At 40.7% G+C, this 20,989-nt stretch carries 18 protein-coding genes; 8 read left to right on the top strand and 10 right to left on the bottom strand.

The window, feature by feature from the left end; genetic code table 11:
• Positions 1-87 precede the first annotated feature (87 nt).
• The 3 genes from SJY39_RS10745 to SJY39_RS10735 all read right to left on the bottom strand — a co-directional run bounded on the left by SJY39_RS10745 (position 88) and on the right by SJY39_RS10735 (position 2,672).
• Positions 88-1,038, bottom strand: coding sequence for a biotin-dependent carboxyltransferase family protein (locus SJY39_RS10745; RefSeq protein WP_010429646.1), 951 nt, complete (start codon positions 1,036-1,038; stop codon positions 88-90).
• The gene (locus tag SJY39_RS10740) at positions 1,031-1,798 is read right to left on the bottom strand and encodes an allophanate hydrolase subunit 1 (protein ID WP_010429648.1); all 768 of its coding nucleotides are present in this window, start codon (positions 1,796-1,798) and stop codon (positions 1,031-1,033) included. Before SJY39_RS10740 ends, SJY39_RS10745 begins: the two co-directional genes overlap by 8 nt.
• 130 nt (positions 1,799-1,928) lie before the next feature.
• Positions 1,929-2,672 carry a 5-oxoprolinase subunit PxpA gene (locus SJY39_RS10735; protein ID WP_010429651.1) on the bottom strand — a complete coding sequence of 248 codons (744 nt, stop codon included), beginning with the start codon at positions 2,670-2,672 and terminating at the stop codon, positions 1,929-1,931.
• A gap of 332 nt (positions 2,673-3,004) precedes the next feature.
• Here SJY39_RS10735 and galE point away from each other — a divergent pair, with 332 nt between their 5' ends.
• The gene (galE, locus tag SJY39_RS10730) at positions 3,005-4,018 is read left to right on the top strand and encodes a UDP-glucose 4-epimerase GalE (RefSeq protein WP_010429653.1); all 1,014 of its coding nucleotides are present in this window, start codon (positions 3,005-3,007) and stop codon (positions 4,016-4,018) included.
• A gap of 358 nt (positions 4,019-4,376) precedes the next feature.
• Here galE and SJY39_RS10725 read toward each other — a convergent pair whose 3' ends face one another.
• A complete protein-coding gene (locus SJY39_RS10725; RefSeq protein ID WP_016793698.1) occupies positions 4,377-6,524 on the bottom strand; it encodes a TonB-dependent hemoglobin/transferrin/lactoferrin family receptor in 2,148 nt (715 codons plus the stop codon).
• Between the two features lie 223 nt (positions 6,525-6,747).
• Here SJY39_RS10725 and SJY39_RS10720 point away from each other — a divergent pair, with 223 nt between their 5' ends.
• Positions 6,748-7,635, top strand: a complete 888-nt coding sequence (locus SJY39_RS10720; RefSeq protein ID WP_010429659.1) for a LysR family transcriptional regulator — start codon at positions 6,748-6,750, stop codon at positions 7,633-7,635.
• On the opposite strand, the gene SJY39_RS10715 is transcribed toward SJY39_RS10720, so the two are convergent.
• Entirely contained in the window at positions 7,624-10,308 is a 2,685-nt protein-coding gene (locus SJY39_RS10715) for a bifunctional acetate--CoA ligase family protein/GNAT family N-acetyltransferase (RefSeq protein ID WP_010429661.1), read from the bottom strand. The two genes, SJY39_RS10720 and SJY39_RS10715, sit on opposite strands and share 12 nt — an antisense overlap.
• A 216-nt stretch (positions 10,309-10,524) precedes the next feature.
• On the opposite strand from SJY39_RS10715, the gene SJY39_RS10710 reads away from it, so the two are divergent.
• Positions 10,525-11,088 carry an SPOR domain-containing protein gene (locus tag SJY39_RS10710; protein ID WP_010429664.1) on the top strand — a complete coding sequence of 188 codons (564 nt, stop codon included), beginning with the start codon at positions 10,525-10,527 and terminating at the stop codon, positions 11,086-11,088.
• A gap of 179 nt (positions 11,089-11,267) precedes the next feature.
• Positions 11,268-12,263, top strand: coding sequence for a D-alanine--D-alanine ligase (locus tag SJY39_RS10705; RefSeq protein WP_010429666.1), 996 nt, complete (start codon positions 11,268-11,270; stop codon positions 12,261-12,263).
• Positions 12,264-12,427: 164 nt separating this feature from the next.
• Here SJY39_RS10705 and SJY39_RS10700 read toward each other — a convergent pair whose 3' ends face one another.
• Complete coding sequence (locus SJY39_RS10700) at positions 12,428-13,396, bottom strand: tyrosine-type recombinase/integrase (protein WP_010429669.1); 969 nt, start codon at positions 13,394-13,396, stop codon at positions 12,428-12,430.
• A gap of 100 nt (positions 13,397-13,496) precedes the next feature.
• On the opposite strand from SJY39_RS10700, the gene SJY39_RS10695 reads away from it, so the two are divergent.
• Both SJY39_RS10695 and yciH read left to right on the top strand, forming a co-directional pair.
• A complete protein-coding gene (locus tag SJY39_RS10695; RefSeq protein ID WP_010429671.1) occupies positions 13,497-13,865 on the top strand; it encodes a DUF3319 domain-containing protein in 369 nt (122 codons plus the stop codon).
• 3 nt (positions 13,866-13,868) lie between these two features.
• Positions 13,869-14,180: a stress response translation initiation inhibitor YciH gene (yciH, locus tag SJY39_RS10690; RefSeq protein ID WP_008221404.1), complete on the top strand. Its 312-nt coding sequence runs from the start codon at positions 13,869-13,871 to the stop codon at positions 14,178-14,180.
• Positions 14,181-14,422: 242 nt separating this feature from the next.
• On the opposite strand, the gene SJY39_RS10685 is transcribed toward yciH, so the two are convergent.
• On the bottom strand, positions 14,423-14,701 hold the full coding sequence (locus SJY39_RS10685) for a single-stranded DNA-binding protein (protein ID WP_371966334.1): 279 nt from the start codon (positions 14,699-14,701) through the stop codon (positions 14,423-14,425).
• An 83-nt stretch (positions 14,702-14,784) separates the two neighbouring features.
• Entirely contained in the window at positions 14,785-16,083 is a 1,299-nt protein-coding gene (locus SJY39_RS10680) for a phage/plasmid replication protein, II/X family (protein WP_371966335.1), read from the bottom strand.
• Between the two features lie 121 nt (positions 16,084-16,204).
• Between SJY39_RS10680 and SJY39_RS10675 the strand changes: the two genes are divergently transcribed.
• Entirely contained in the window at positions 16,205-16,708 is a 504-nt protein-coding gene (locus SJY39_RS10675; protein ID WP_371966336.1) for a helix-turn-helix domain-containing protein, read from the top strand.
• Positions 16,709-17,729: 1,021 nt separating this feature from the next.
• On the opposite strand, the gene SJY39_RS10670 is transcribed toward SJY39_RS10675, so the two are convergent.
• Both SJY39_RS10670 and SJY39_RS10665 read right to left on the bottom strand, forming a co-directional pair.
• On the bottom strand, positions 17,730-18,008 hold the full coding sequence (locus tag SJY39_RS10670) for a single-stranded DNA-binding protein (RefSeq protein ID WP_371966334.1): 279 nt from the start codon (positions 18,006-18,008) through the stop codon (positions 17,730-17,732).
• An 83-nt stretch (positions 18,009-18,091) separates the two neighbouring features.
• On the bottom strand, positions 18,092-19,390 hold the full coding sequence (locus SJY39_RS10665) for a phage/plasmid replication protein, II/X family (protein WP_371966335.1): 1,299 nt from the start codon (positions 19,388-19,390) through the stop codon (positions 18,092-18,094).
• Between the two features lie 121 nt (positions 19,391-19,511).
• On the opposite strand from SJY39_RS10665, the gene SJY39_RS10660 reads away from it, so the two are divergent.
• A complete protein-coding gene (locus tag SJY39_RS10660; RefSeq protein ID WP_390241962.1) occupies positions 19,512-20,015 on the top strand; it encodes a helix-turn-helix domain-containing protein in 504 nt (167 codons plus the stop codon).
• Positions 20,016-20,989: the final 974 nt, after the last annotated feature.

The raw sequence follows: 20,989 nt of genomic DNA, 5'->3' as shown, positions 1-20,989 counted from the left end.
AAGTAGTAAGCTGGGTTTATAATTTAAACGCCTTTTTATGCGAACATAGTCGCGGAAGCTTCGAATAGCCATTCTAAACAGAAAAGATCAATAACCAAAAAACTGCGCCCACTGACACCATACATCTTGAAGCCCTAAGCGATCGCCTCTACTAAACGAAATTGGATGCCCTGGTTTGGCTTGTGCCAAGCGCGGTAAGTCGATTCTCGCAACACATCCAATCTTTGGATAACCCCCAATGGTCTGTCTGTCATTGAGCAATACGATCGGTTGCCCATCTCGTGGGATTTGAATCGCACCAAGGGCGATACCTTCGGACAATAGAGAAATATCAGGGGAATCGACTGGCTCGCCATTGAGTCGATAGCCCATTCGATTCGAATTCTGGTCAACGTTATATTGCGTATTATACAACGTCTCTTTTGCTGGTTCTGAGAAGAGGTTGCTTTGGTAACCTTCAATAACTCTTAAATTTACTGGTAGGTTGTAATCCGGTTTATAGCGGAAGGTCACACTCAACGCTTTAAAAGGGCGAGTAATACGATGCTTGGAAAAACCAATTTGTTGCCCTTGTTTACAGGGTTCTCCATCTTGATCAAGCCCACCAATCTGTTCTCTCGTTACAGTCGAACAGCTATGAAGGGTGGAAGGAACATCGAAGCCTCCTTTAATTGCCAAATACGCTCTTAATCCATTTTTAGGTAGACCAAATGAGAGGACTTGTCCTTTAAAAGCTTGGAAAGTACTCCAGTTCCCTAAAAGCATACCATCTAACTTCGCTTGTAGATCGCCGCCGCATAACGCCATCTCACAATCAAAATCTATTTTTAACGCACATTGACCGAGTGTAATTTCCAACGCCGCTAAGTTAACGGCATTTCCTAATAGATAATTAGCCCAACTATAAGAGTAATCATCAACTGGCCCGCCTTGTGTCAACCCAAGGTGAGCGACACCAAATCGGCCAAAGTCTTGAATCAAACTCAAAGGGCCTGGTTTAACTACTGTAAGCGTCGGTTTATTATTTAATTTACCCATATGTGATATCTCCACCAAGCGCTATAAACCTAAGATCCATAAACTCATGTTTTGATATCGCTTTAAAACGGACAGTATCACCTACATTCAGCAGTGATAGCGGAACTTGTGTAGTATCTGCGTTCTTCAATTGGCTGTGGTCAAACAGCGACAAAGGGCAGTTGCCAATAATGTTCCAACCACCTGGTGACTCCGATGGGTAAACCGCCGTTTTTGATCCTGCAATTGCGATACTTCCTTTAGGAACACTTAAACGCGGGGTTGAGTGACGTGGTAACGCAAGCCTACTCACCACATCCGACATAAAGGCAAAGCCGGGAATAAATCCTATCGCGCTGACACTGTAGGTCTGAGAGGTGTGATATTCAATGATATCCTCAATCGATAAGCCTTTCTCCTGATACCTATCTAAATCAAGCGCGGTTTCAGGTGAGTAATAGGCGGGTAGTTCAATAACATTGAGCGTTTCTTGAGTCTCTGAGAAGGAAGAAAGCGCTGCAGCTAATAGCGAATTAAGCTGTTTGATAAACTGTTGCTCTGAGATTCGATAAGGTAAGTAGTCAACCAATATAGTGTGGTAAGCGGGTGTCACATTCATCAATACGGTTGTTAAGTTCTGGCGAATGGCATCAGCAAAATGAGCCATATACTGCGCATTGATCGCATTAGTATCACCTTTTAAATGCGGCAACGTTAACGTGATTAAAACGCTACATTCGGCAACCGGCGCTATATTAAATTCAATCGGATTCGTCGTCATTTCGTTTCCATACATTTTGATATTCTTGTTTTTCAACTTAGCTTTAGCTTTTTAACTTCCATGTCCTAAGTCACATAGGATTTAACAATCATTACTTAATAATTAGCGTGCGATAGACTTACGCTTCGTACTAATTAAACGTATTAAGATCTTGTCTGATTTTTCTAATCAGAGCGATGGATTGAGGGTTATCACCATGCACGCAAATTGTATCTGCCTCAATGGGCAGTCTTTCACCCTCAATCGTCGTTACTGAACCATAATTAACAATTTGCATGACTTGGTTATAGATGTCATCTTGATTAACGTAAACCGAACCTTTCCGGGTTCGCGGCGCAAGTTGGCCATTATTCAAGTACGCTCGATCTGCGAAAGCTTCAAACAAAAGAGGTAAGTCTTGATCATCAGCAATATCTAAATACTGTTGGTTATCAGAAGAAGAGAGAATCATCAGAGGAATATTAAACTCAGCTACCGCTTGAGCGACTGCGTTAAAAACATCGGTGTTCGCCATCATATCGTTATAAAGGGCACCATGAGGTTTCACATACCCAATAGAGGTATGGTGATAGCGGCAAAGCGCTTGTAATGCGCCCACTTGATAACAAACTAATTCACTTATTTCATCCATGGTATGCGGGATTGAGCGACGTCCAAACCCAACCAAATCTTGGTAGCCCGGATGAGCACCAATTTGAGTATGGTAATGCTGCGCAAGTTTGATTGTCTTTGACATCACGTGAGGGTCAGACGCATGGAAGCCACAAGCAATGTTTGCCATATCGACCCATTCCATAACCGACTCATCATCGCCCATTTTCCAGTTGCCGAAACTCTCTCCCATATCGCAATTAAGCAAAATCTTCGTCGTCACTTGTCGCTATTCCTTTAGGTTTGGGTATCTGATGACACTCGTATATATGAATAAATTAAACAGTGACCGAATTCAAATTTTTACTACTGTTAATCTAGCACTCATTATTAATGCAGAGTGAACGCTTAATGTTCGGTTAAAGAATGTTCGATTCTAAATTTTGTGACTGGACCACTCAACATAATCACACGATATATTGAGCCAAATGAAAAGAATGTGGCCAGTTGATGCTCTTTAAAGAGCATCAATGAAACTAGGCGTTTGTGAACTCACTGTAAGTTGTTGTATCATAAGTGATAGGTTGAATATTTTAATTAAAAGGTCTGCTAAACATGAATGTTTTAGTTACAGGTGGCATGGGCTACATTGGTAGTCATACAAGTATCCAAATGATCAATGCAGGCATGACGCCTGTGCTTTTTGATAACTTGTACAACAGCAAACCAAGCGTTCTAGAACGTATCGAGAAAGTGTCTGGTGTTCGCCCTAACTTCATTGAAGGTGATATTCGCAATAAAGCGCTTTTAACTGAGACGATGAAACAACACGACATCGAAGCAGTTATTCACTTTGCGGGTTTAAAAGCAGTTGGTGAATCAGTTGCTAAGCCTCTTGAATACTACGACAACAATGTTAATGGTACGTTAGTTCTTGTTGATGCGATGCGCGAGGCTAATGTTAAAACGTTGGTCTTTAGTTCGTCAGCGACCGTTTACGGTGATCCTGCAAGTGTACCAATTACTGAAGACTTCCCAACAAGTGCGACTAACCCTTACGGGCGCAGTAAGCTAATGGTTGAAGAGTGCTTAACAGATTTCCAAAATGCAAACCCAGATTGGAGCATCACTTTGTTGCGTTACTTTAACCCTGTTGGTTCTCATCCCAGTGGTGAGTTAGGAGAAGATCCACAAGGTATTCCAAACAACCTAATGCCATTCGTATCTCAAGTAGCTGTTGGCCGACGTGAATTCCTGTCTGTATTTGGTAGCGATTACCCAACAAAAGACGGTACTGGCGTACGTGATTACATCCACGTTATGGACCTGTCTGATGGGCACATTGCAGCACTGGAGAAAGTAGGGCGCAAAGATGGTCTTCATATCTACAATCTTGGTACGGGTAACGGTTCAAGTGTGTTAGACATGGTTAAAGCATTCGAACAAGCAAGCGGTAAAGAGATCCCTTACAAGCTAGTTGAACGCCGTCCTGGTGACATCGCAGAGTGTTGGGCAGATCCAGCTAAAGCTCAGAAAGAACTGGGCTGGAATGCAAGCCGCACATTGGCTGAAATGACCGAAGATACATGGCGCTGGCAGTCAACAAACCCGAATGGATTCCCTGGTTAACCTAGTGGTTTCGTGAATAATTCAAAAATTAAAAGATGCTTTCGGGCATCTTTTTTGATCTTAATCGAATAAAAAGTAAATTAGTGGTTAAAAAGTATCATTCTGTATCCGCTGTGTTATTATGCTCGCGAATTATATGTTTAATGTTAATTTTCTTTGGAGTTAATCATGGAACTAGGCCTAATCATCACTTTCATCGTTGCTGCTGCAGTAATGGTTAAAAAAGAGATGGCAGAGAAGTAATTTCACTTATTACCTTTTTTATACAATTTTTTAGTGAAATAAATTAAAAGCCAGCAATTAAGCTGGCTTTTTAGTTTCTGCTGTATCAGATTCTGTCGTTAAGTTTTCTAACGAGTTAGAATTCGTATTTAGCTGAAATACCGTAGTTTCTTTCCGCTTGAGTGTTCTCTTTGTAAAGTTCATCATCACCGCGAATATCATTCCAACGGTAGTACTCTTCGTTAGTTAAGTTGAACACACCACCACGAATCGTCAGATCCTTCATTGGTTTGTAGTAAGCTGTTAAATCAACAACTGTTGCGCTTGGAAGCTCAGCCTGGCCTGCGTTACCGCCACTTTCGTCATCGAAGTTGATGTCTGAACCAGATTTGTCAGCTGTGTAGTTTAACTTAACGCTAGTACCCCAATTTTGGTTTGGCGCATCATAGTTAAGACCTAACACCGCATTCCAAGGGTTAACACTATTTAGTGCATTTCCGTTTCCGTCCTCACCCTCTGTGTATGAAGCTACGAAGTGAGTTGAAATACCCTTAGGCGCACCAACCAAGACATCCCAAAGTAACGTGTTCGAGAATTCAATCCCCTTTATCGTTGCCGAATCCAAGTTAACGTTAGAATAGTGCGTTGTTCCACCAACCTTTTTCGTAACCACTGTCTCGATAAAGTCATCGTAGTCACTGTAGTAGGCCGCGATTTCAGATGATGAAGCTTGAGTGTTGTGACGATAGCCTAGCTCGTATGAAATACTGGTTTCTGATTTAAGATCTGGATTTGGATCATTTACGTACCCATGTCCAGGGTTATCATATGTATAGTAAAGTTCATCAAAAGAAGGGGCTCTAAAGCCTTGGCTAATTTGGCCAAAAATAGTGCCTGTATCTGTAAGTTTGTATGTTGAACCTAAACGACCAGTTACCGCAGAATCTGAGAAATCACTCAACGTCTCAGTGGTGTTGTTACCAGGATCAGTTGAGAAATAGTCAAAGCGTACACCAGGGGTAACAATAAGTTTGTCATTCACTAAGCTAATTTCGTCTTGAATAAACAAGCCAAATTTTTGCTCCTTAGCATCTGGAGTATATACATAAAGTTGGTTATCAGTAGCAGGATCAGAGTTATACTCCATATTGGTGTTGCTGATGTCACTATGTGTATAAGTTGCACCATACACTAGGTAATGGTTGTTAATTTCTTTATCTAGCTGAGTCTCGATTTCAAGCTTATTTTCAGTGTACTCGTAGTCTTTTGTTTGTAAGTTGTCGTTGTTAGCTGGTACCCAAGGTGGCATACCTGGGCCTGCAGGTTTAAAGCGCTTAGTTACACCATTCTCTTCTTTAGAAATGTACGATACTTTACTCGTTACAGTATCGGCAATTGTGCCATCAGCGAACCAAATGTGCTTAATAGCGAATCGATTTTGCGTTGTGTCATCAGCACCTGTATAGCTATCGTAGCTTGAGTGGTAGATGTCAGAGTCTGAAGTATCTTTGATTAGCTCAGCTAAAAACTCGATACGATGACTTTCGTTTAACTGATATTGCAACTTAACCAAAAGATTATCTGCTGAAGTATCTTGACCTTCTACAGCGTAGTTCTCTAAGTCGTTAGGGTTACGGAAGTTTTGCAACTCTTCACCATCTCGACGAGTGTAGGCTACCAATGTTTCTAGGTCATCGAATCGATTAGCTAATGCAACGTGCTCACTGAAAGAGTTATCTTCTGAAGAGTAAGACAGTTTCGCTTGACCGCCAAAGTCTTCTCCATCTTTTAAGAAATCAGAAGGGTCTTTAGTTTCAAAGGCGACAACACCACCAATAGCGTCGCTTCCGTGTAAACTTGAAGCCGCACCTTTGATAATTTCGACACTTTTCAGCATATCGGGATCGATTGAAATACCGCTAGAGTTAATAAATGCGTAAGGGCCACCATCAAATGAACCTGGTTGCGATGAGCCATCCACTAAAATCTTTACGCGCTTACCTTCCATGCCACGAATGTTGATGGTTTGTGCACCTTGTCGAGAGCTCGAGTTCATCGTTACACCTGGAGTGTATTCGAAGATTTCGTTAACATTTTTTGCCATGTTCTCTTCGATTTGCTCATCGGAGATGACTGCAACAGAAGCCGCTGTATTGATAAGTGTTTGATTCGTGCGCGTCGAGGATACAACAACCTCATCAAATAGGGCATAATCTTCAGCAAAGGCTGACGTTGATGAAAGCGCTAAAACGATTGAAGCAGAGAGTAGGGATTGCTTATACATCTGATAGTTACCTTAGTTCCATAGTATTATCTTGATTTGCGAAGATGATATTGGATCTAAATGATAATTACTATTATTTGCATTTAATTAATTTTTCAACTTTATCAACTAATTCATAATTAATGCTCTTAATCACTTGTATTAAAAAGACTTATTCAGTTCCATTCATTTTGTGAATGCTTCTGTTTTTGTGATGTAAATCTCAATTTATAGTAGGAAAGCTATGCATAGCCCAATAACACTTGAAGCATTACACATACTAGATGCTATCGATCGTCGTGGAAGTTTCGCCGCAGCAGCGAATGAAATGGACCGAGCGCCATCATCATTGAGTTACCAAATTCAGAAGTTGGAGCAAGATCTAGACATCATGATTTTTGATCGGTCTGGGCATCGTGCAAATTTCACGGAAGCGGGGCAGTTAATACTAGAACAAGGCAGGATAATTCTTGGTGCGACTGAACAACTCGTTAACGATGCGAGTATTCTTGCTAATGGTTGGGAGCTAGATCTAACTATCGCCTTTGATGGTATTATTCCGATTAGTAATTTTTTCTCACTGGTTGATGAACTAGGTAAAATCAGTAAAACACGCGTTCGTTTACAAGAAGAAATCTTAGCCGGATGTTGGGAATCTCTGGCCGATGGCCGAGCTGACTTACTTGTGTGCCCAAAGCTTGATACGATTCCAAACGACATTAAAAGTGACGTAATAGGTAAAATAGAAATGGTTTGGGTGGCAGCATCAAACCATTATGTTCACAAACGTTCTGGTGAGTTCGACCAGAAGGCCAGAGAAAGTTACAGGGTTATTGCAATTGCCGATACAGCACGCGATCAACCCGCACTAAGTATTAATATATTAGAAAAACAACCACGCTTAACCGTAACGAGTTTCCCAGCAAAAGTAGAAGCTCTAACAACAGGGTTAGGCATAGGCACTTTACCGAGTGTTATCGCGGAACCACTGATTGAATCTGGTGTGCTTCAGCGAATTGTAGGAACGGAACCCCAAGCTATTGATATCGTCATGGCTTGGCGACGCAATAAAATGGGCGACGCCAAATCATGGTGTATTCAGCACATTAAAAAGACATGGTCACTCAAGTAACGGCAACACCATATCCGCAGTACCGTCTTCAAAACTAATATCTAGCTCAAACCCCAACTTTTGAGCTAGTGTTAGCATGCCTCTGTTCGTTGGCATCGTCATCCCAGACATTTGCTTGGTCTGCTTTGCTCGGCAGTAGTCGATAACTTTAGTCAGAAGAATTCGACCTAATCCGACACCTTTCAGATCAGACCTAATTAATATCGCAAACTCTGCATCTGTGTTTTCTGGGTTAATTAGCGCTCTTGATACACCGATAATAGCCGGAACACCTTGTTCTTTGCGAACAACCACAAAAGCAATTTCTCTGTCGAAATCAATCTGAGTAAAATTAGCCAATGCCTCATGATTGAATTCACCCACATCACTAAAAAAACGCTTATAAAGATCTTCTTTCGATACTCTATTAATGAAGTCTGCGTGAAGTGGTTCATCTTCAGGGAGAATAGGGCGTAACAGCACCTCTGTGCCATCCTTGAGTTGAATGTTTTCTTCGAGCTCTACAGGATAAGGACGTATTGCCAACCGTTCTTGAGGATCACCTTCATAAGCTTTCAAGATAATATCTGCGTCTAATATTGTGAACTTGTCTCCATTGGCTAGTACTGGATGGATATCCAAATCATGTATTTCAGGGCAATCAACCACCATTTGAGATATACGAACCAGCAGTTCTGAGAGTCCCTCTATATCAATCGGATTAGGAAGCTTTTGCAGACGAATTTTGCCACTTTTTATTGCTCGAATGATTAGGTAACGAGCCAGTGTCATATTAAGTGGTGGAAATGCAGCTGCCGCATCAATCGATTCATCCCACTCTGAACCTCCTTGACCAAGTAAAATAATAGGGCCAAAAGTCTCATCGGTGGTGACCTTTACACGTAGTTCTTGCCCGCCCGCGAGTTTCGCCATTCCTTGAATCAACAAACCATGTATATGCGCCGTAGGGTACGACAGCTGAGAACGATCAAGGATCGCTTGAGCAGCATTAGCCACTTCATTACTGTTTCGTAAGTTGAGCATTACACCTTGCACATCTGATTTATGCGCAATGTCTGGAGAACGAAGTTTAACGGCAACTGGGTAACCAATCGTTTCAGCAATGTGTACCGCTTCACTTGGGTCGGAAGCAATCCAAGTTGGTAAGACATCAAGATTGAAGTGTTTGAAAAACTGACTGTTTTGGTGAGTATCAAGACTAACTGTTTCTTTATCCAGTAGTTGTCGTTCTATCCAATTTCTCGCATCAGCTAAATCTTCAATATGAACTTTCTCAGCTGTGGTCGGTGTTTCCATCAATTGGCGTTGGTTACGTCTGTATTCGACCAAGTGCATGAAAGCAACGACTGAGCTTTCTGGTGTTCGATACGTTGGAATCCCGGCTTCTGTAAAAAGTTTTCTTGCAGGCCTTGCTGTCAGCTCGCCCGACCAATTGGTTAGAATGTTAAATCGCTTATGTCGAGGGTGTTTTTTAATTGCTTTAATAATTCGCTCAGCTGTCTGGGCTGAATGAGCAATCGCAGAAGGGCTGTGCATAATAAGAATTGCGTCAGCTTCATCCCCGTCGAGTAGTGCATTTAGTGTATCGATATAACGCTGATCACCCGCATCACCAACAATATCAATCGGGTTGCTGTGTGACCAACTCGATGGCAAGACTTTGTTTAATTTTTCTAGTGTTTGTTCTGATAAATCAGCGAGTTTGCCGCCACGATCAAATAAAGTATCCACGGCCATAATTGCGGGGCCACCACCGTTGGTAACAATAGCAAGACGCTCGCCACGTAAGGGCACCGAATGAGTCAGTGTTTCTACCGCGGCAAACAGCTCATGTAAGTTCTTAACTCGTAACATACCGCTACGTCGAATAGCTGAGTCATAGATAATATCTAATGTGTCAGCACCACCAGTATGCGCTATGGCAGCGGCTCGACCTTTCGCTGTTCGACCTCCTTTCAACACCAGAATTCGTCGGTTACGAGATGCTGCACGCGCAGCCGAAATAAAGCGTCTTGCATCTTTAATGCTGTCCACATAAAGCAAGATGGCTTCAGTGTGAGAATCAGTACTGAGATAATCCAACAGTTCAGAGAACTCAATATCACTGCCGTTGCCGATCGAGATAAATGCAGAAAAACCGATTTCTTTGTCGTTCGCCCAATCGAGAATGGTGGTACAAACAGCGGCAGATTGAGAAACAAAAGCAATTTTACCGGGCAGCGCAGTCACGGGAGAGAAAGAGGCATTCAACTTTAACCACGGAACAATGATGCCAAGGCTATTTGGGCCAAGCACTCGGATGTTATGTTTTTTGGCTATAGTTAGGCATCGAGAATCAATTGTTTCGCCGTTGTCACTTATTTGGTGCATGTCTGATGACAGAACGATCACGGAGGCAATGCCTTTCTCAGCTAACTCTTCAAAAATGGCCACATTACGCATAGCATTAGTACATAAAACCGCGAGGTCAGGAACGATAGGAAGCGATAGAATGTTCTTGTAAGAAAGTACGCCAGCAACAGAGTCGTATTTTGGCGTAACAGGCATCACTGCACCTTTGAAATCCCCGTGTAATAGGTTGTTCATAACGATATATCCCGCTCGTGTTTCTTGTTGGGAAGCACCAACAACGGCAATCGAACGGGGTTTAAGTAGGGGATCAAGATGATTCATAGACATATCCTAGCAATGCACGTAAGTTCATCGTAACTTACTTTCCCTTTGCGGGTTGATGGCAAATTCACCGAATTAAGATGAATAAGCAAACACTGCATAAAGTTTGTGAAATAGGTCACCCACTAATGGTGTATAATATCAAAGTTAACTTGATTCTAAACCGACGTATCGGCATGATTTATAGTAATTATTATTAAGGATATAGAGCTTTCCATGAAAAAATTTGCAATTGTGACTTTGCCACTGCTCTTGGCTGCATGTGTATCAGACGATTACGTTACAAATGTAACTTCAGATAGCTATCAAGAAGAGTACAAAACTGCCAAAGTTGAAGCTCCAGTTGTATCTCAGTCTGAGCAAACAGGCGTTGTAGAAGAAAATGTCGTCAACGTTATTAAGTCAGAGCCTGTTGAACAAAAAGTGACTCAAACAACGAGAACTAAGCCAGTAGCAACAGTGACTGGTCCAACTCAGAAACAACAAGATATGAACCAGCGCTTTGGTTACACGGTTCAAGTTGTTGCTGTTGGCAGCCAGAGCAAGGTCGACTCTTTCGTGAAAATGCTACCAACGACTTCACAACCCGTTTGGGAAAACTACAAAATGGTTAACGGTACTAAGTGGTTCACAGTTCTTTATGGTGACTACGCGACACGCTTAGAAGCTAAGAAAGCAATTTCGACCCTGCCAGCAACTTTCCAAAATCTGAAACCATTCGTTAAGAGCATTGATGACATCAAGAACTCTGAATACCCAACGCTTAACAAGTTAAACTAAGTTTTAATTCAGAAAGAGGGAGCAAATTGCTCCTTCTTTTTTTTATGACGAGCCGTTTTGTCTAATAGTTAATCGCTCGATCTTTAGATGGCGATTTTAGCTTTCAAAACACTGTACCTATTTCGACTTTTGTTTATCATTGAAGTCAGTATTCCTAGTTTCAAGGACCGAATTTACCCATGAACACCACAAACATCCTTCTTCTTTGCGGCGGTGGATCTTCAGAGCATGAAGTGTCTTTAGTTTCAGCCAATTATCTTTTTGCACAGCTCGACAGCGTTGCTGATTTTAACGTTGTGAGAGTTGAAATTAAGAGTGAAGGTTGGTGTCTAGATTCTGGTGAATTAGTTTACCTTGATATTAACGATCAAACACTACGTGGCGATAACTTCGAGTCTAAAGTCGAATTCATTGTACCTTGTATTCACGGGTTTCCTGGCGAAACAGGTGACATCCAGTCATTGTTTGAAATGGCTAAGATTCCGTATCTAGGTTGTGGCTCTGAAGCGAGTAACAATAGCTTTAACAAGATCACTTCAAAGCTTTGGTACGATGCACTTGGTATCCCAAACACACCTTACTTGTTCCTATCAGACAACACAGAACAAACACACGCACAAGCAACCCAAGCTTTTGAAACTTGGGGGAAAGTCTTCGTAAAAGCCGCTCGCCAAGGCTCTTCTGTTGGTTGTTACCAGGTAAATGAAGTTGAAGAACTGAGTGAAGCGATCGATAAGGCGTTTACCTTCTCAGATCAAGTACTTATTGAAAAGTCAGTCGTACCAAGAGAGCTAGAAGTTGCCGCATATGAAATCGATGGTGAGCTACACATTAGTAAGCCAGGCGAAGTGATTGCACCAAATGGCGCATTCTACTCATATGAAGAGAAATACAGCGCAGACAGTCACTCAATCACTGAAGTGGAAGCAAGTAATCTAACGGATGAGCAGCGTGAATTGATTGCAGACAGTGCACGCAAAGTATTTACACAAATGAAGCTACGTCACTTGTCTCGTATTGATTTCTTCTTAACGCAAGACAACGAGATCTACCTAAATGAAGTCAATACTTTCCCAGGTATGACGCCAATTTCTATGTTCCCTAAAATGGTTGAACACGATGGACATAAATTTAGCCAGTTCTTAGAAAACTGCGTAAGAACCAGTCTTGCTTAGTTCGCTTTATACCAAACGAATCTAAACGGTTATCTGCATAGTGCCTTGAGCTTGATCAACAAGGTACTAGCCGTTTTATAACAAGTCATACCTTGGGTCACGCGATAATTTGATCGTTATGCGTTTGCTGATCTCGTTAGCGGTTGTACCTTTGCATTATCAACTTATTGCCAAGGTACAATCGCTTTAAATTTCATTTTCTCGCTCTCAGCAGTACCGGTATAGCCCACATATTGCGCGGGCATTGCAGGACTGAGCCAACGTCCAAAATCCTGAATCTCTCTTACCTTAAGACCCTGTTTTGATAACTCTTGTGCGGCACCCACACGAATCGAGTTACCTGAAAAATGGTGGTTATCTGCTAAACCGAGTATATCACTCGCTCTTCTTAATATTCGGTATATAGAAGAATCATCCAAAGGTTGAAGCCTAATATTTTCGTGCTTATCTATTGCACGAAACATAGGAAGTTCATCTTCTGAACCAGTAAAAGAAAGCCATCGCTGTAGTGCAACACTAGCCACTTGTGACAGCTTGTAAGCCGAATCCTTAATGGTTATCTGATAGCCTTCATCGTAACTCTCGATATCATTCATCTTTAACGCTTTAAGCTCAGAACGTTTTAACGCACACTCGAACATCACATTATAGATAGCAATATCACGAACCTCTTTTAAGTTTGCTTTTTGATGAGAAAGCAACATGTTCAATTCAGTCAGGTGTGCAGATGTCATCGCATTAGTTTGTTTAGCGTCACCGGCCATTTGAGCTTGCAAGTGGAGTAGGGTAAAGCGAACTTGCCTATGTTTAATCGGGTTGGCAAAGTTAAGCACAGTATGCAACAAACTAAGTGTTGCAGTGTAACGTTTTAGAGAGGCGTACTTTCTGTCATTGGATTCAGTTTCGAGGAAACGACGAACAGCAGTAATAGATGCAGGGAGTGTGTTGATACGATGTTTAGTACAGAACGCATGGTAGCGATTCCAATCACTATAGATACCTAACAGTGAATTATGAGAGTACTGATGTCCTGTTAACTCATCTATAATTTCAATTGTCGCTTTGCTGTTTAATTTTTCAACAAATGAATTAATTGTCACAAAGTCAGTTAAAATAGGGACTTTTTTTCTCAAATTACCGTACCTGAACAGCTGTTTTTACCATATTATGCTTGATATCATTAAAAGTATACTTATGATTAATGCAGTGAAAACAAAAAGATGATTAATAGATATGGCTAATTCAATTTACCGAAGCGTCCATCTTCAGTCGATAGATGCAAATAACACGGTTTGGCGTGCGAAGTTAAAAAACAATGTTATTCAAGGCAATCTAGCTGCCGTGAAGAAGAGTATTGATTGGTGGATTGACACCGCATCTATTATTGATCCAAAAGAGTTCACAGCGTTAAGTAAGTCCAGAGGAGCTGGCGGCGCAAGTGAAAACTTTAACGGCTACCAGATAAAGAATGACACCGGAGAGCCTAATGCGTGGTATTGCATGTTTAACGGTCGCTTAATTAAAGGCGGCAAAATTGCAATCCAACGTCATATAGAAGCTTACTTACTCGCTAAACAAAAAGCAGAGCAACAAAAGAAGTAATTTATGAGCCTAGTATATTCAACAGAAACAGGTCGCATTAAACCTGAAGAAGAGAAAGTCCAACGTCCTAAAGGCGATGGTATCGTTCGAATCCAAAAAGAAACCAAAGGCCGCAAAGGCAAAGGCGTTTCTGTCGTAACAGGCTTAGATCTAGATGACGCACCATTGAAACTAATGGCTGCAGAACTTAAAAAAGTATGTGGTTGCGGTGGCTCTGTAAAAGATGGCAACATAGAGATTCAAGGCGACGCTCGCGACAAGATTAAAGCGCACCTTGAAAAGAAAGGCTACAAAGTTAAGTTTGCTGGCGGTTAAGCTCTAACTAATGCCAGGGGTAAAATCGAAGATTATTATCACTGGTTATTAGGTATTTTATGGTAAATAGCCAACATGGTTAAATACACAGTATAAATCAGAGAATACCGACACCAAATAAAGGCAGGGCATCACACAAAGATACCTGCCTTATAAACGTCAAATCATATTTAACATAACGTACATAATACGCACTTAGACTAATTTGATTTGTGGGCTTTAGTGCGGATTCATCTAGCTTTCTATTTATCATTAGTTGGTGTTATCAGTATACCGAAGCGTTTCAGCTCTAGTGAGCCGTACTGATTTATGACAAAGCTCGATGGATGCAATGTATAAGTTCCGGCAACGTAAGCCGGTTGCCCTTGTTCGAGTTGCAGTTTCATTTCAACTGGGAACTTCCCGCCTAAGTATGCGTAAGCTATTTGTTCATAGATATTACGTGGTGGCTTATTGTCTTTGGCTGGGATTGAACGACTTTCGACTTGTGCGTTCTCTGGGAATATTTCGATTTTTAACATATGGTTGATTTCCTTTGGTTGGGTAATTACTTAGCTCTATGTATGTACCTGGTGCGCTGCGCGTACCAAGTACATACATAAAACTAAGCGGATAAACGAATAACATTGTCACCACCGTATCCGTACAGTTTTGATATATGGCCTGCTATTGGCTCAACATAATCAGTCGGATGTTGTTGTGAGAAATCAATATTAATGACTTGAAGTAAAGGAACTACATTGTCACTTCCATTGCCTTGCAAGTTTTGTAATTGAGCTTTAGAGAATCCGATTGATAGCAAGTCATTCAAATGCCTAGAAAAAGTTTGTCTTGACGTAAATGATTGATATACCGCTTTATAACCATCTGAGATAAGTGAGCGATAGAACCGGAACAACTTATCGGCTTTGGCATATGAAATATTTCCTTTAGGTGTATAGCGAAAATAAGTCTGTTTGAGTTTTTGATGCACTTCTTCATCGTTAAATATGTTCATACGTTGTCCTTCTAGCGCTTCAAGTAATGGTGTAAATGATCTCTTCCAGATGTCTGCAATTAAGTTTTTTCCTGTCGATTCGTATTCTTTTTGGTAGCTAATTGCGTCAAATAAATTCTTTGGGATGTCCATTGCGTCTAAGTATCTACGGTGTGCTCCGGCTTCAAAACGAACTAAATGTCGAGCATAATTAATGAGCTTTGGGTCAGACATGACGTCTATGACCCGATCATATGAACGATTACCTTTTTCTTGTTGTGCGCGGAAGTCACGTAACTGACGGTTAAACTCAGGTCCCTTTAAATAAGCCTTTCTGTCGCAGTGTCGTGAGTTTTTGCTGAAGTAAACTGTTGTTTCGTGCTCATTGCGAACAGCTGTACGCATTTGTTTGTTAGAGACATTTTTGAGTTGTTGGATAACTTGACGGGCTTCTAATTCTGTTTTTACTCGCGCCGAATATGTAGCGTCTACAGCATCAAGTGTTGATGATGGAACATTTAGCATGTCGTACACATCAGGGTAACTGTTGTAGAACGCCATAAGCATTTCGATAGCACCGACTTCGATAGAAGTTGGGCCATATACATTATGACCTTGAAGGATTTTTGCGGGCGACGCTTTCAGCTCAATGCAAGGTGAACGGTATTTTGTACCTTGGTAAATTTTGAATGCCATACCTGTAAAGTGAGTTGGTAATGACTCAAATGGATGGCGTAGATCAGCAACTTCATATTGAGCCGCCCCAACCTCACCAGTAAAAAAGATCGTTTTTGCCTCAAGGCCAATTCCTCGACGAGAGCATTCCTTGATATCTGCGTAAGACACGGCTTCACCCGACTTCTCTTGATGAGTCGTATGGGTAAATTCAGTCTTAAACGGTATTGATATCTTAAGTTTGTCTATCACTCTAAAAACCTGTCAAGAAGATTAACAGCTACTTTTGTGTATTTACACATACATTAAAGTATGAGCTAATGATTGGCAACACAAAAGTGGGTGTAAACTTAAACTAAAGTAAGGTTCTTATATGGAAAACGTAAACATGAGTATTGGTGAGGTCTTAAAAGACCGCAGAATTGAACTATCAATCAAACAAGACGATCTTGCAGATAGAATGGATGTTACAGTGCAAACTGTTAGTAAATGGGAACGTGGAATCACAGAACCTAAAGCTAGCCAAGTAGCTGAGTTATCTAGCATCCTTAAATTAAATGAAAAAGAAATTTGTCAAGGTAAGCGCAGCTCAAGCAGTATCGACCCTTTCGATTTTTTAAAATTGGTTAGCTCATGCATACGCGATGCATCAGAAACAGATCTAATACTGACGATCTATGAGCATCTAGAAGATCCAGAAAAGTTTATATTTGCCCTTTCAGAAAAATCTAACACCCCTTTCTTTACTCATAAAGAAAGACAAAGAGAACAAGCTAAGACGATGTTAGAGCTTTATAAAAATGGTTCTATTCAGTTCAACAATGAAGAAGAAAAAGATCGTTGTTTAAGTGCTTGGGAAGAAGCACTTAAGAGTTGAATGTCTCAAAATGAGACAAGAGTACACTATTAAAGATAGTGTACCTTCGCCAAGAACGAGCCATTTACGAATGGCTCCTTCCCCGACGAAACGGGGCCCCTTCCATTCGAAATGTCTTGCTCTGACCTGCTCCTCATTTCTCCTCGCTCAGTCTCCGCTCGTCAGCATTCGTTACAGGCCAAGCTGAATGACAGATATAAAAAAGCGACAGTAAAAACTGCCGCGCGATTGACTAAAACGAATACTTAATTTAAGCGAGCGCTTGGCTACTCATTTTCACTCTACAAGCAAGCTTATAGCAGTGAAAATCGAGTTAATTGCTAAAAACTAAGCGCTAAAAATAGCTTCAACTTACCCTTGATAAGTATGATAAAGTAGATACAACCTTGGTAAGGAGGACAAAACGATATAAACAAAAATCATCAATACCTAAGTCTTTGGTCTCAGACCAAAAGACAATAAGTGTGTCGTATTTGCTCACAGCTTAAAAGCATGGGATTATACGAACTATCACATTTATCTATAGAAACGACAAAAACCACAATTAAGTGGCTTTTATTTTAAACTTCCCATTTACTAATTGATTGGCGTCGGTACTAGTAAATGGTCATTCAGCATAGGAGATAAAGATGAGATATATAGATATCATCATCAAGCTCGTTGAACTGCTTCAGGCAGTCGTCGAGCTTCTAGTTTCAATATCATAAAACTTTATAGGCCACCTAGTATCCTACTATTAGGTGGCCCCCTAATAATACAAGCCTCTATTACATTGTAAAGGATTCTTTATCATTATTCCTATCCCAAACGTATTATGCGAATTATGTTACGGGTTAACCTTTAACAACGATTTTCCTAACGAGCATCAAAAAGGCCAGACAAGCTGACCTCCTCATTGAGCATGTTACTCGCCCACGTTCTTATTCAGTTAAGCAAGCAAACCACTCAACATAATTCATATCCATAATACGCACTTAGACTAATTTGATTTGTGGGCTTTAGTGCGGATTCATCTAGCTTTCTATTTATCATTAGTTGGTGTTATCAGTATACCGAAGCGTTTCAGCTCTAGTGAGCCGTACTGATTTATGACAAAGCTCGATGGATGCAATGTATAAGTTCCGGCAACGTAAGCCGGTTGCCCTTGTTCGAGTTGCAGTTTCATTTCAACTGGGAACTTCCCGCCTAAGTATGCGTAAGCTATTTGTTCATAGATATTACGTGGTGGCTTATTGTCTTTGGCTGGGATTGAACGACTTTCGACTTGTGCGTTCTCTGGGAATATTTCGATTTTTAACATATGGTTGATTTCCTTTGGTTGGGTAATTACTTAGCTCTATGTATGTACCTGGTGCGCTGCGCGTACCAAGTACATACATAAAACTAAGCGGATAAACGAATAACATTGTCACCACCGTATCCGTACAGTTTTGATATATGGCCTGCTATTGGCTCAACATAATCAGTCGGATGTTGTTGTGAGAAATCAATATTAATGACTTGAAGTAAAGGAACTACATTGTCACTTCCATTGCCTTGCAAGTTTTGTAATTGAGCTTTAGAGAATCCGATTGATAGCAAGTCATTCAAATGCCTAGAAAAAGTTTGTCTTGACGTAAATGATTGATATACCGCTTTATAACCATCTGAGATAAGTGAGCGATAGAACCGGAACAACTTATCGGCTTTGGCATATGAAATATTTCCTTTAGGTGTATAGCGAAAATAAGTCTGTTTGAGTTTTTGATGCACTTCTTCATCGTTAAATATGTTCATACGTTGTCCTTCTAGCGCTTCAAGTAATGGTGTAAATGATCTCTTCCAGATGTCTGCAATTAAGTTTTTTCCTGTCGATTCGTATTCTTTTTGGTAGCTAATTGCGTCAAATAAATTCTTTGGGATGTCCATTGCGTCTAAGTATCTACGGTGTGCTCCGGCTTCAAAACGAACTAAATGTCGAGCATAATTAATGAGCTTTGGGTCAGACATGACGTCTATGACCCGATCATATGAACGATTACCTTTTTCTTGTTGTGCGCGGAAGTCACGTAACTGACGGTTAAACTCAGGTCCCTTTAAATAAGCCTTTCTGTCGCAGTGTCGTGAGTTTTTGCTGAAGTAAACTGTTGTTTCGTGCTCATTGCGAACAGCTGTACGCATTTGTTTGTTAGAGACATTTTTGAGTTGTTGGATAACTTGACGGGCTTCTAATTCTGTTTTTACTCGCGCCGAATATGTAGCGTCTACAGCATCAAGTGTTGATGATGGAACATTTAGCATGTCGTACACATCAGGGTAACTGTTGTAGAACGCCATAAGCATTTCGATAGCACCGACTTCGATAGAAGTTGGGCCATATACATTATGACCTTGAAGGATTTTTGCGGGCGACGCTTTCAGCTCAATGCAAGGTGAACGGTATTTTGTACCTTGGTAAATTTTGAATGCCATACCTGTAAAGTGAGTTGGTAATGACTCAAATGGATGGCGTAGATCAGCAACTTCATATTGAGCCGCCCCAACCTCACCAGTAAAAAAGATCGTTTTTGCCTCAAGGCCAATTCCTCGACGAGAGCATTCCTTGATATCTGCGTAAGACACGGCTTCACCCGACTTCTCTTGATGAGTCGTATGGGTAAATTCAGTCTTAAACGGTATTGATATCTTAAGTTTGTCTATCACTCTAAAAACCTGTCAAGAAGATTAACAGCTACTTTTGTGTATTTACACATACATTAAAGTATGAGCTAATGATTGGCAACACAAAAGTGGGTGTAAACTTAAACTAAAGTAAGGTTCTTATATGGAAAACGTAAACATGAGTATTGGTGAGGTCTTAAAAGACCGCAGAATTGAACTATCAATCAAACAAGACGATCTTGCAGATAGAATGGATGTTACAGTGCAAACTGTTAGTAAATGGGAACGTGGAATCACAGAACCTAAAGCTAGCCAAGTAGCTGAGTTATCTAGCATCCTTAAATTAAATGAAAAAGAAATTTGTCAAGGTAAGCGCAGCTCAAGCAGTATCGACCCTTTCGATTTTTTAAAATTGGTTAGCTCATGCATACGCGATGCATCAGAAACAGATCTAATACTGACGATCTATGAGCATCTAGAAGATCCAGAAAAGTTTATATTTGCCCTTTCAGAAAAATCTAACACCCCTTTCTTTACTCATAAAGAAAGACAAAGAGAACAAGCTAAGACGATGTTAGAGCTTTATAAAAATGGTTCTATTCAGTTCAACAATGAAGAAGAAAAAGATTGTTGTTTAAGTGCTTGGGAAGAAGCACTTAAGAGTTGAATGTCTCAAAATGAGACAAGAGTACACTATTAAAGATAGTGTACCTTCGCCAAGAACGAGCCATTTACGAATGGCTCCTTCCCCGACGAAACGGGGCCCCTTCCATTCGAAATGTCTTGCTCTGACCTGCTCCTCATTTCTCCTCGCTCAGTCTCCGCTCGTCAGCATTCGTTACAGGCCAAGCTGAATGACAGATATAAAAAAGCGACAGTAAAAACTGCCGCGCGATTGACTAAAACGAATACTTAATTTAAGCGAGCGCTTGGCTACTCATTTTCACTCTACAAGCAAGCTTATAGCAGTGAAAATCGAGTTAATTGCTAAAAACTAAGCGCTAAAAATAGCTTCAACTTACCCTTGATAAGTATGATAAAGTAGATACAACCTTGGTAAGGAGGACAAAACGATATAAACAAAAATCATCAATACCTAAGTCTTTGGTCTCAGACCAAAAGACAATAAGTGTGTCGTATTTGCTCACAGCTTAAAAGCATGGGATTATACGAACTATCACATTTATCTATAGAAACGACAAAAACCACAATTAAGTGGCTTTTATTTTAAACTTCCCATTTACTAATTGATTGGCGTCGGTACTAGTAAATGGTCATTCAGCATAGGAGATAAAGATGAGATATATAGATATCATCATCAAGCTCGTTGAACTGCTTCAGGCAGTCGTCGAGCTTCTAGTTTCAATATCATAAAACTTTATAGGCCACCTAGTATCCTACTATTAGGTGGCCCCCTAATAATACAAGCCTCTATTACATTGTAAAGGATTCTTTATCATTATTCCTATCCCAAACGTATTATGCGAATTATGTTACGGGTTAACCTTTAACAACGATTTTCCTAACGAGCATCAAAAAGGCCAGACAAGCTGACCTCCTCATTGAGCATGTTACTCGCCCACGTTCTTATTCAGTTAAGCAAGCAAACCACTCAACATAATTCATATCCATAATACGCAC

The organism is Vibrio sp. R78045, from assembly GCF_042466085.1.
Classification (GTDB): Bacteria; Pseudomonadota; Gammaproteobacteria; order Enterobacterales; family Vibrionaceae; genus Vibrio; species Vibrio cyclitrophicus.
This window is presented reverse-complemented; position numbering and strand designations above follow the sequence as displayed.

What these genes read in the sequence shown, in the direction of transcription:
- SJY39_RS10675 (WP_371966336.1), top strand. Translation starts at nt 16,205, where the DNA reads ATGGAAAACGTAAACATGAGTATTGGTGAGGTCTTAAAAGACCGCAGA.
- SJY39_RS10660 (WP_390241962.1), top strand. Translation starts at nt 19,512, where the DNA reads ATGGAAAACGTAAACATGAGTATTGGTGAGGTCTTAAAAGACCGCAGA.
- SJY39_RS10740 (WP_010429648.1), bottom strand. Translation starts at nt 1,798, where the DNA reads ATGACGACGAATCCGATTGAATTTAATATAGCGCCGGTTGCCGAATGT.
- SJY39_RS10745 (WP_010429646.1), bottom strand. Translation starts at nt 1,038, where the DNA reads ATGGGTAAATTAAATAATAAACCGACGCTTACAGTAGTTAAACCAGGC.
- SJY39_RS10715 (WP_010429661.1), bottom strand. Translation starts at nt 10,308, where the DNA reads ATGAATCATCTTGATCCCCTACTTAAACCCCGTTCGATTGCCGTTGTT.
- galE (WP_010429653.1), top strand. Translation starts at nt 3,005, where the DNA reads ATGAATGTTTTAGTTACAGGTGGCATGGGCTACATTGGTAGTCATACA.
- SJY39_RS10670 (WP_371966334.1), bottom strand. Translation starts at nt 18,008, where the DNA reads ATGTTAAAAATCGAAATATTCCCAGAGAACGCACAAGTCGAAAGTCGT.
- SJY39_RS10725 (WP_016793698.1), bottom strand. Translation starts at nt 6,524, where the DNA reads ATGTATAAGCAATCCCTACTCTCTGCTTCAATCGTTTTAGCGCTTTCA.
- SJY39_RS10695 (WP_010429671.1), top strand. Translation starts at nt 13,497, where the DNA reads ATGGCTAATTCAATTTACCGAAGCGTCCATCTTCAGTCGATAGATGCA.
- SJY39_RS10685 (WP_371966334.1), bottom strand. Translation starts at nt 14,701, where the DNA reads ATGTTAAAAATCGAAATATTCCCAGAGAACGCACAAGTCGAAAGTCGT.
- yciH (WP_008221404.1), top strand. Translation starts at nt 13,869, where the DNA reads ATGAGCCTAGTATATTCAACAGAAACAGGTCGCATTAAACCTGAAGAA.
- SJY39_RS10710 (WP_010429664.1), top strand. Translation starts at nt 10,525, where the DNA reads ATGAAAAAATTTGCAATTGTGACTTTGCCACTGCTCTTGGCTGCATGT.
- SJY39_RS10720 (WP_010429659.1), top strand. Translation starts at nt 6,748, where the DNA reads ATGCATAGCCCAATAACACTTGAAGCATTACACATACTAGATGCTATC.
- SJY39_RS10705 (WP_010429666.1), top strand. Translation starts at nt 11,268, where the DNA reads ATGAACACCACAAACATCCTTCTTCTTTGCGGCGGTGGATCTTCAGAG.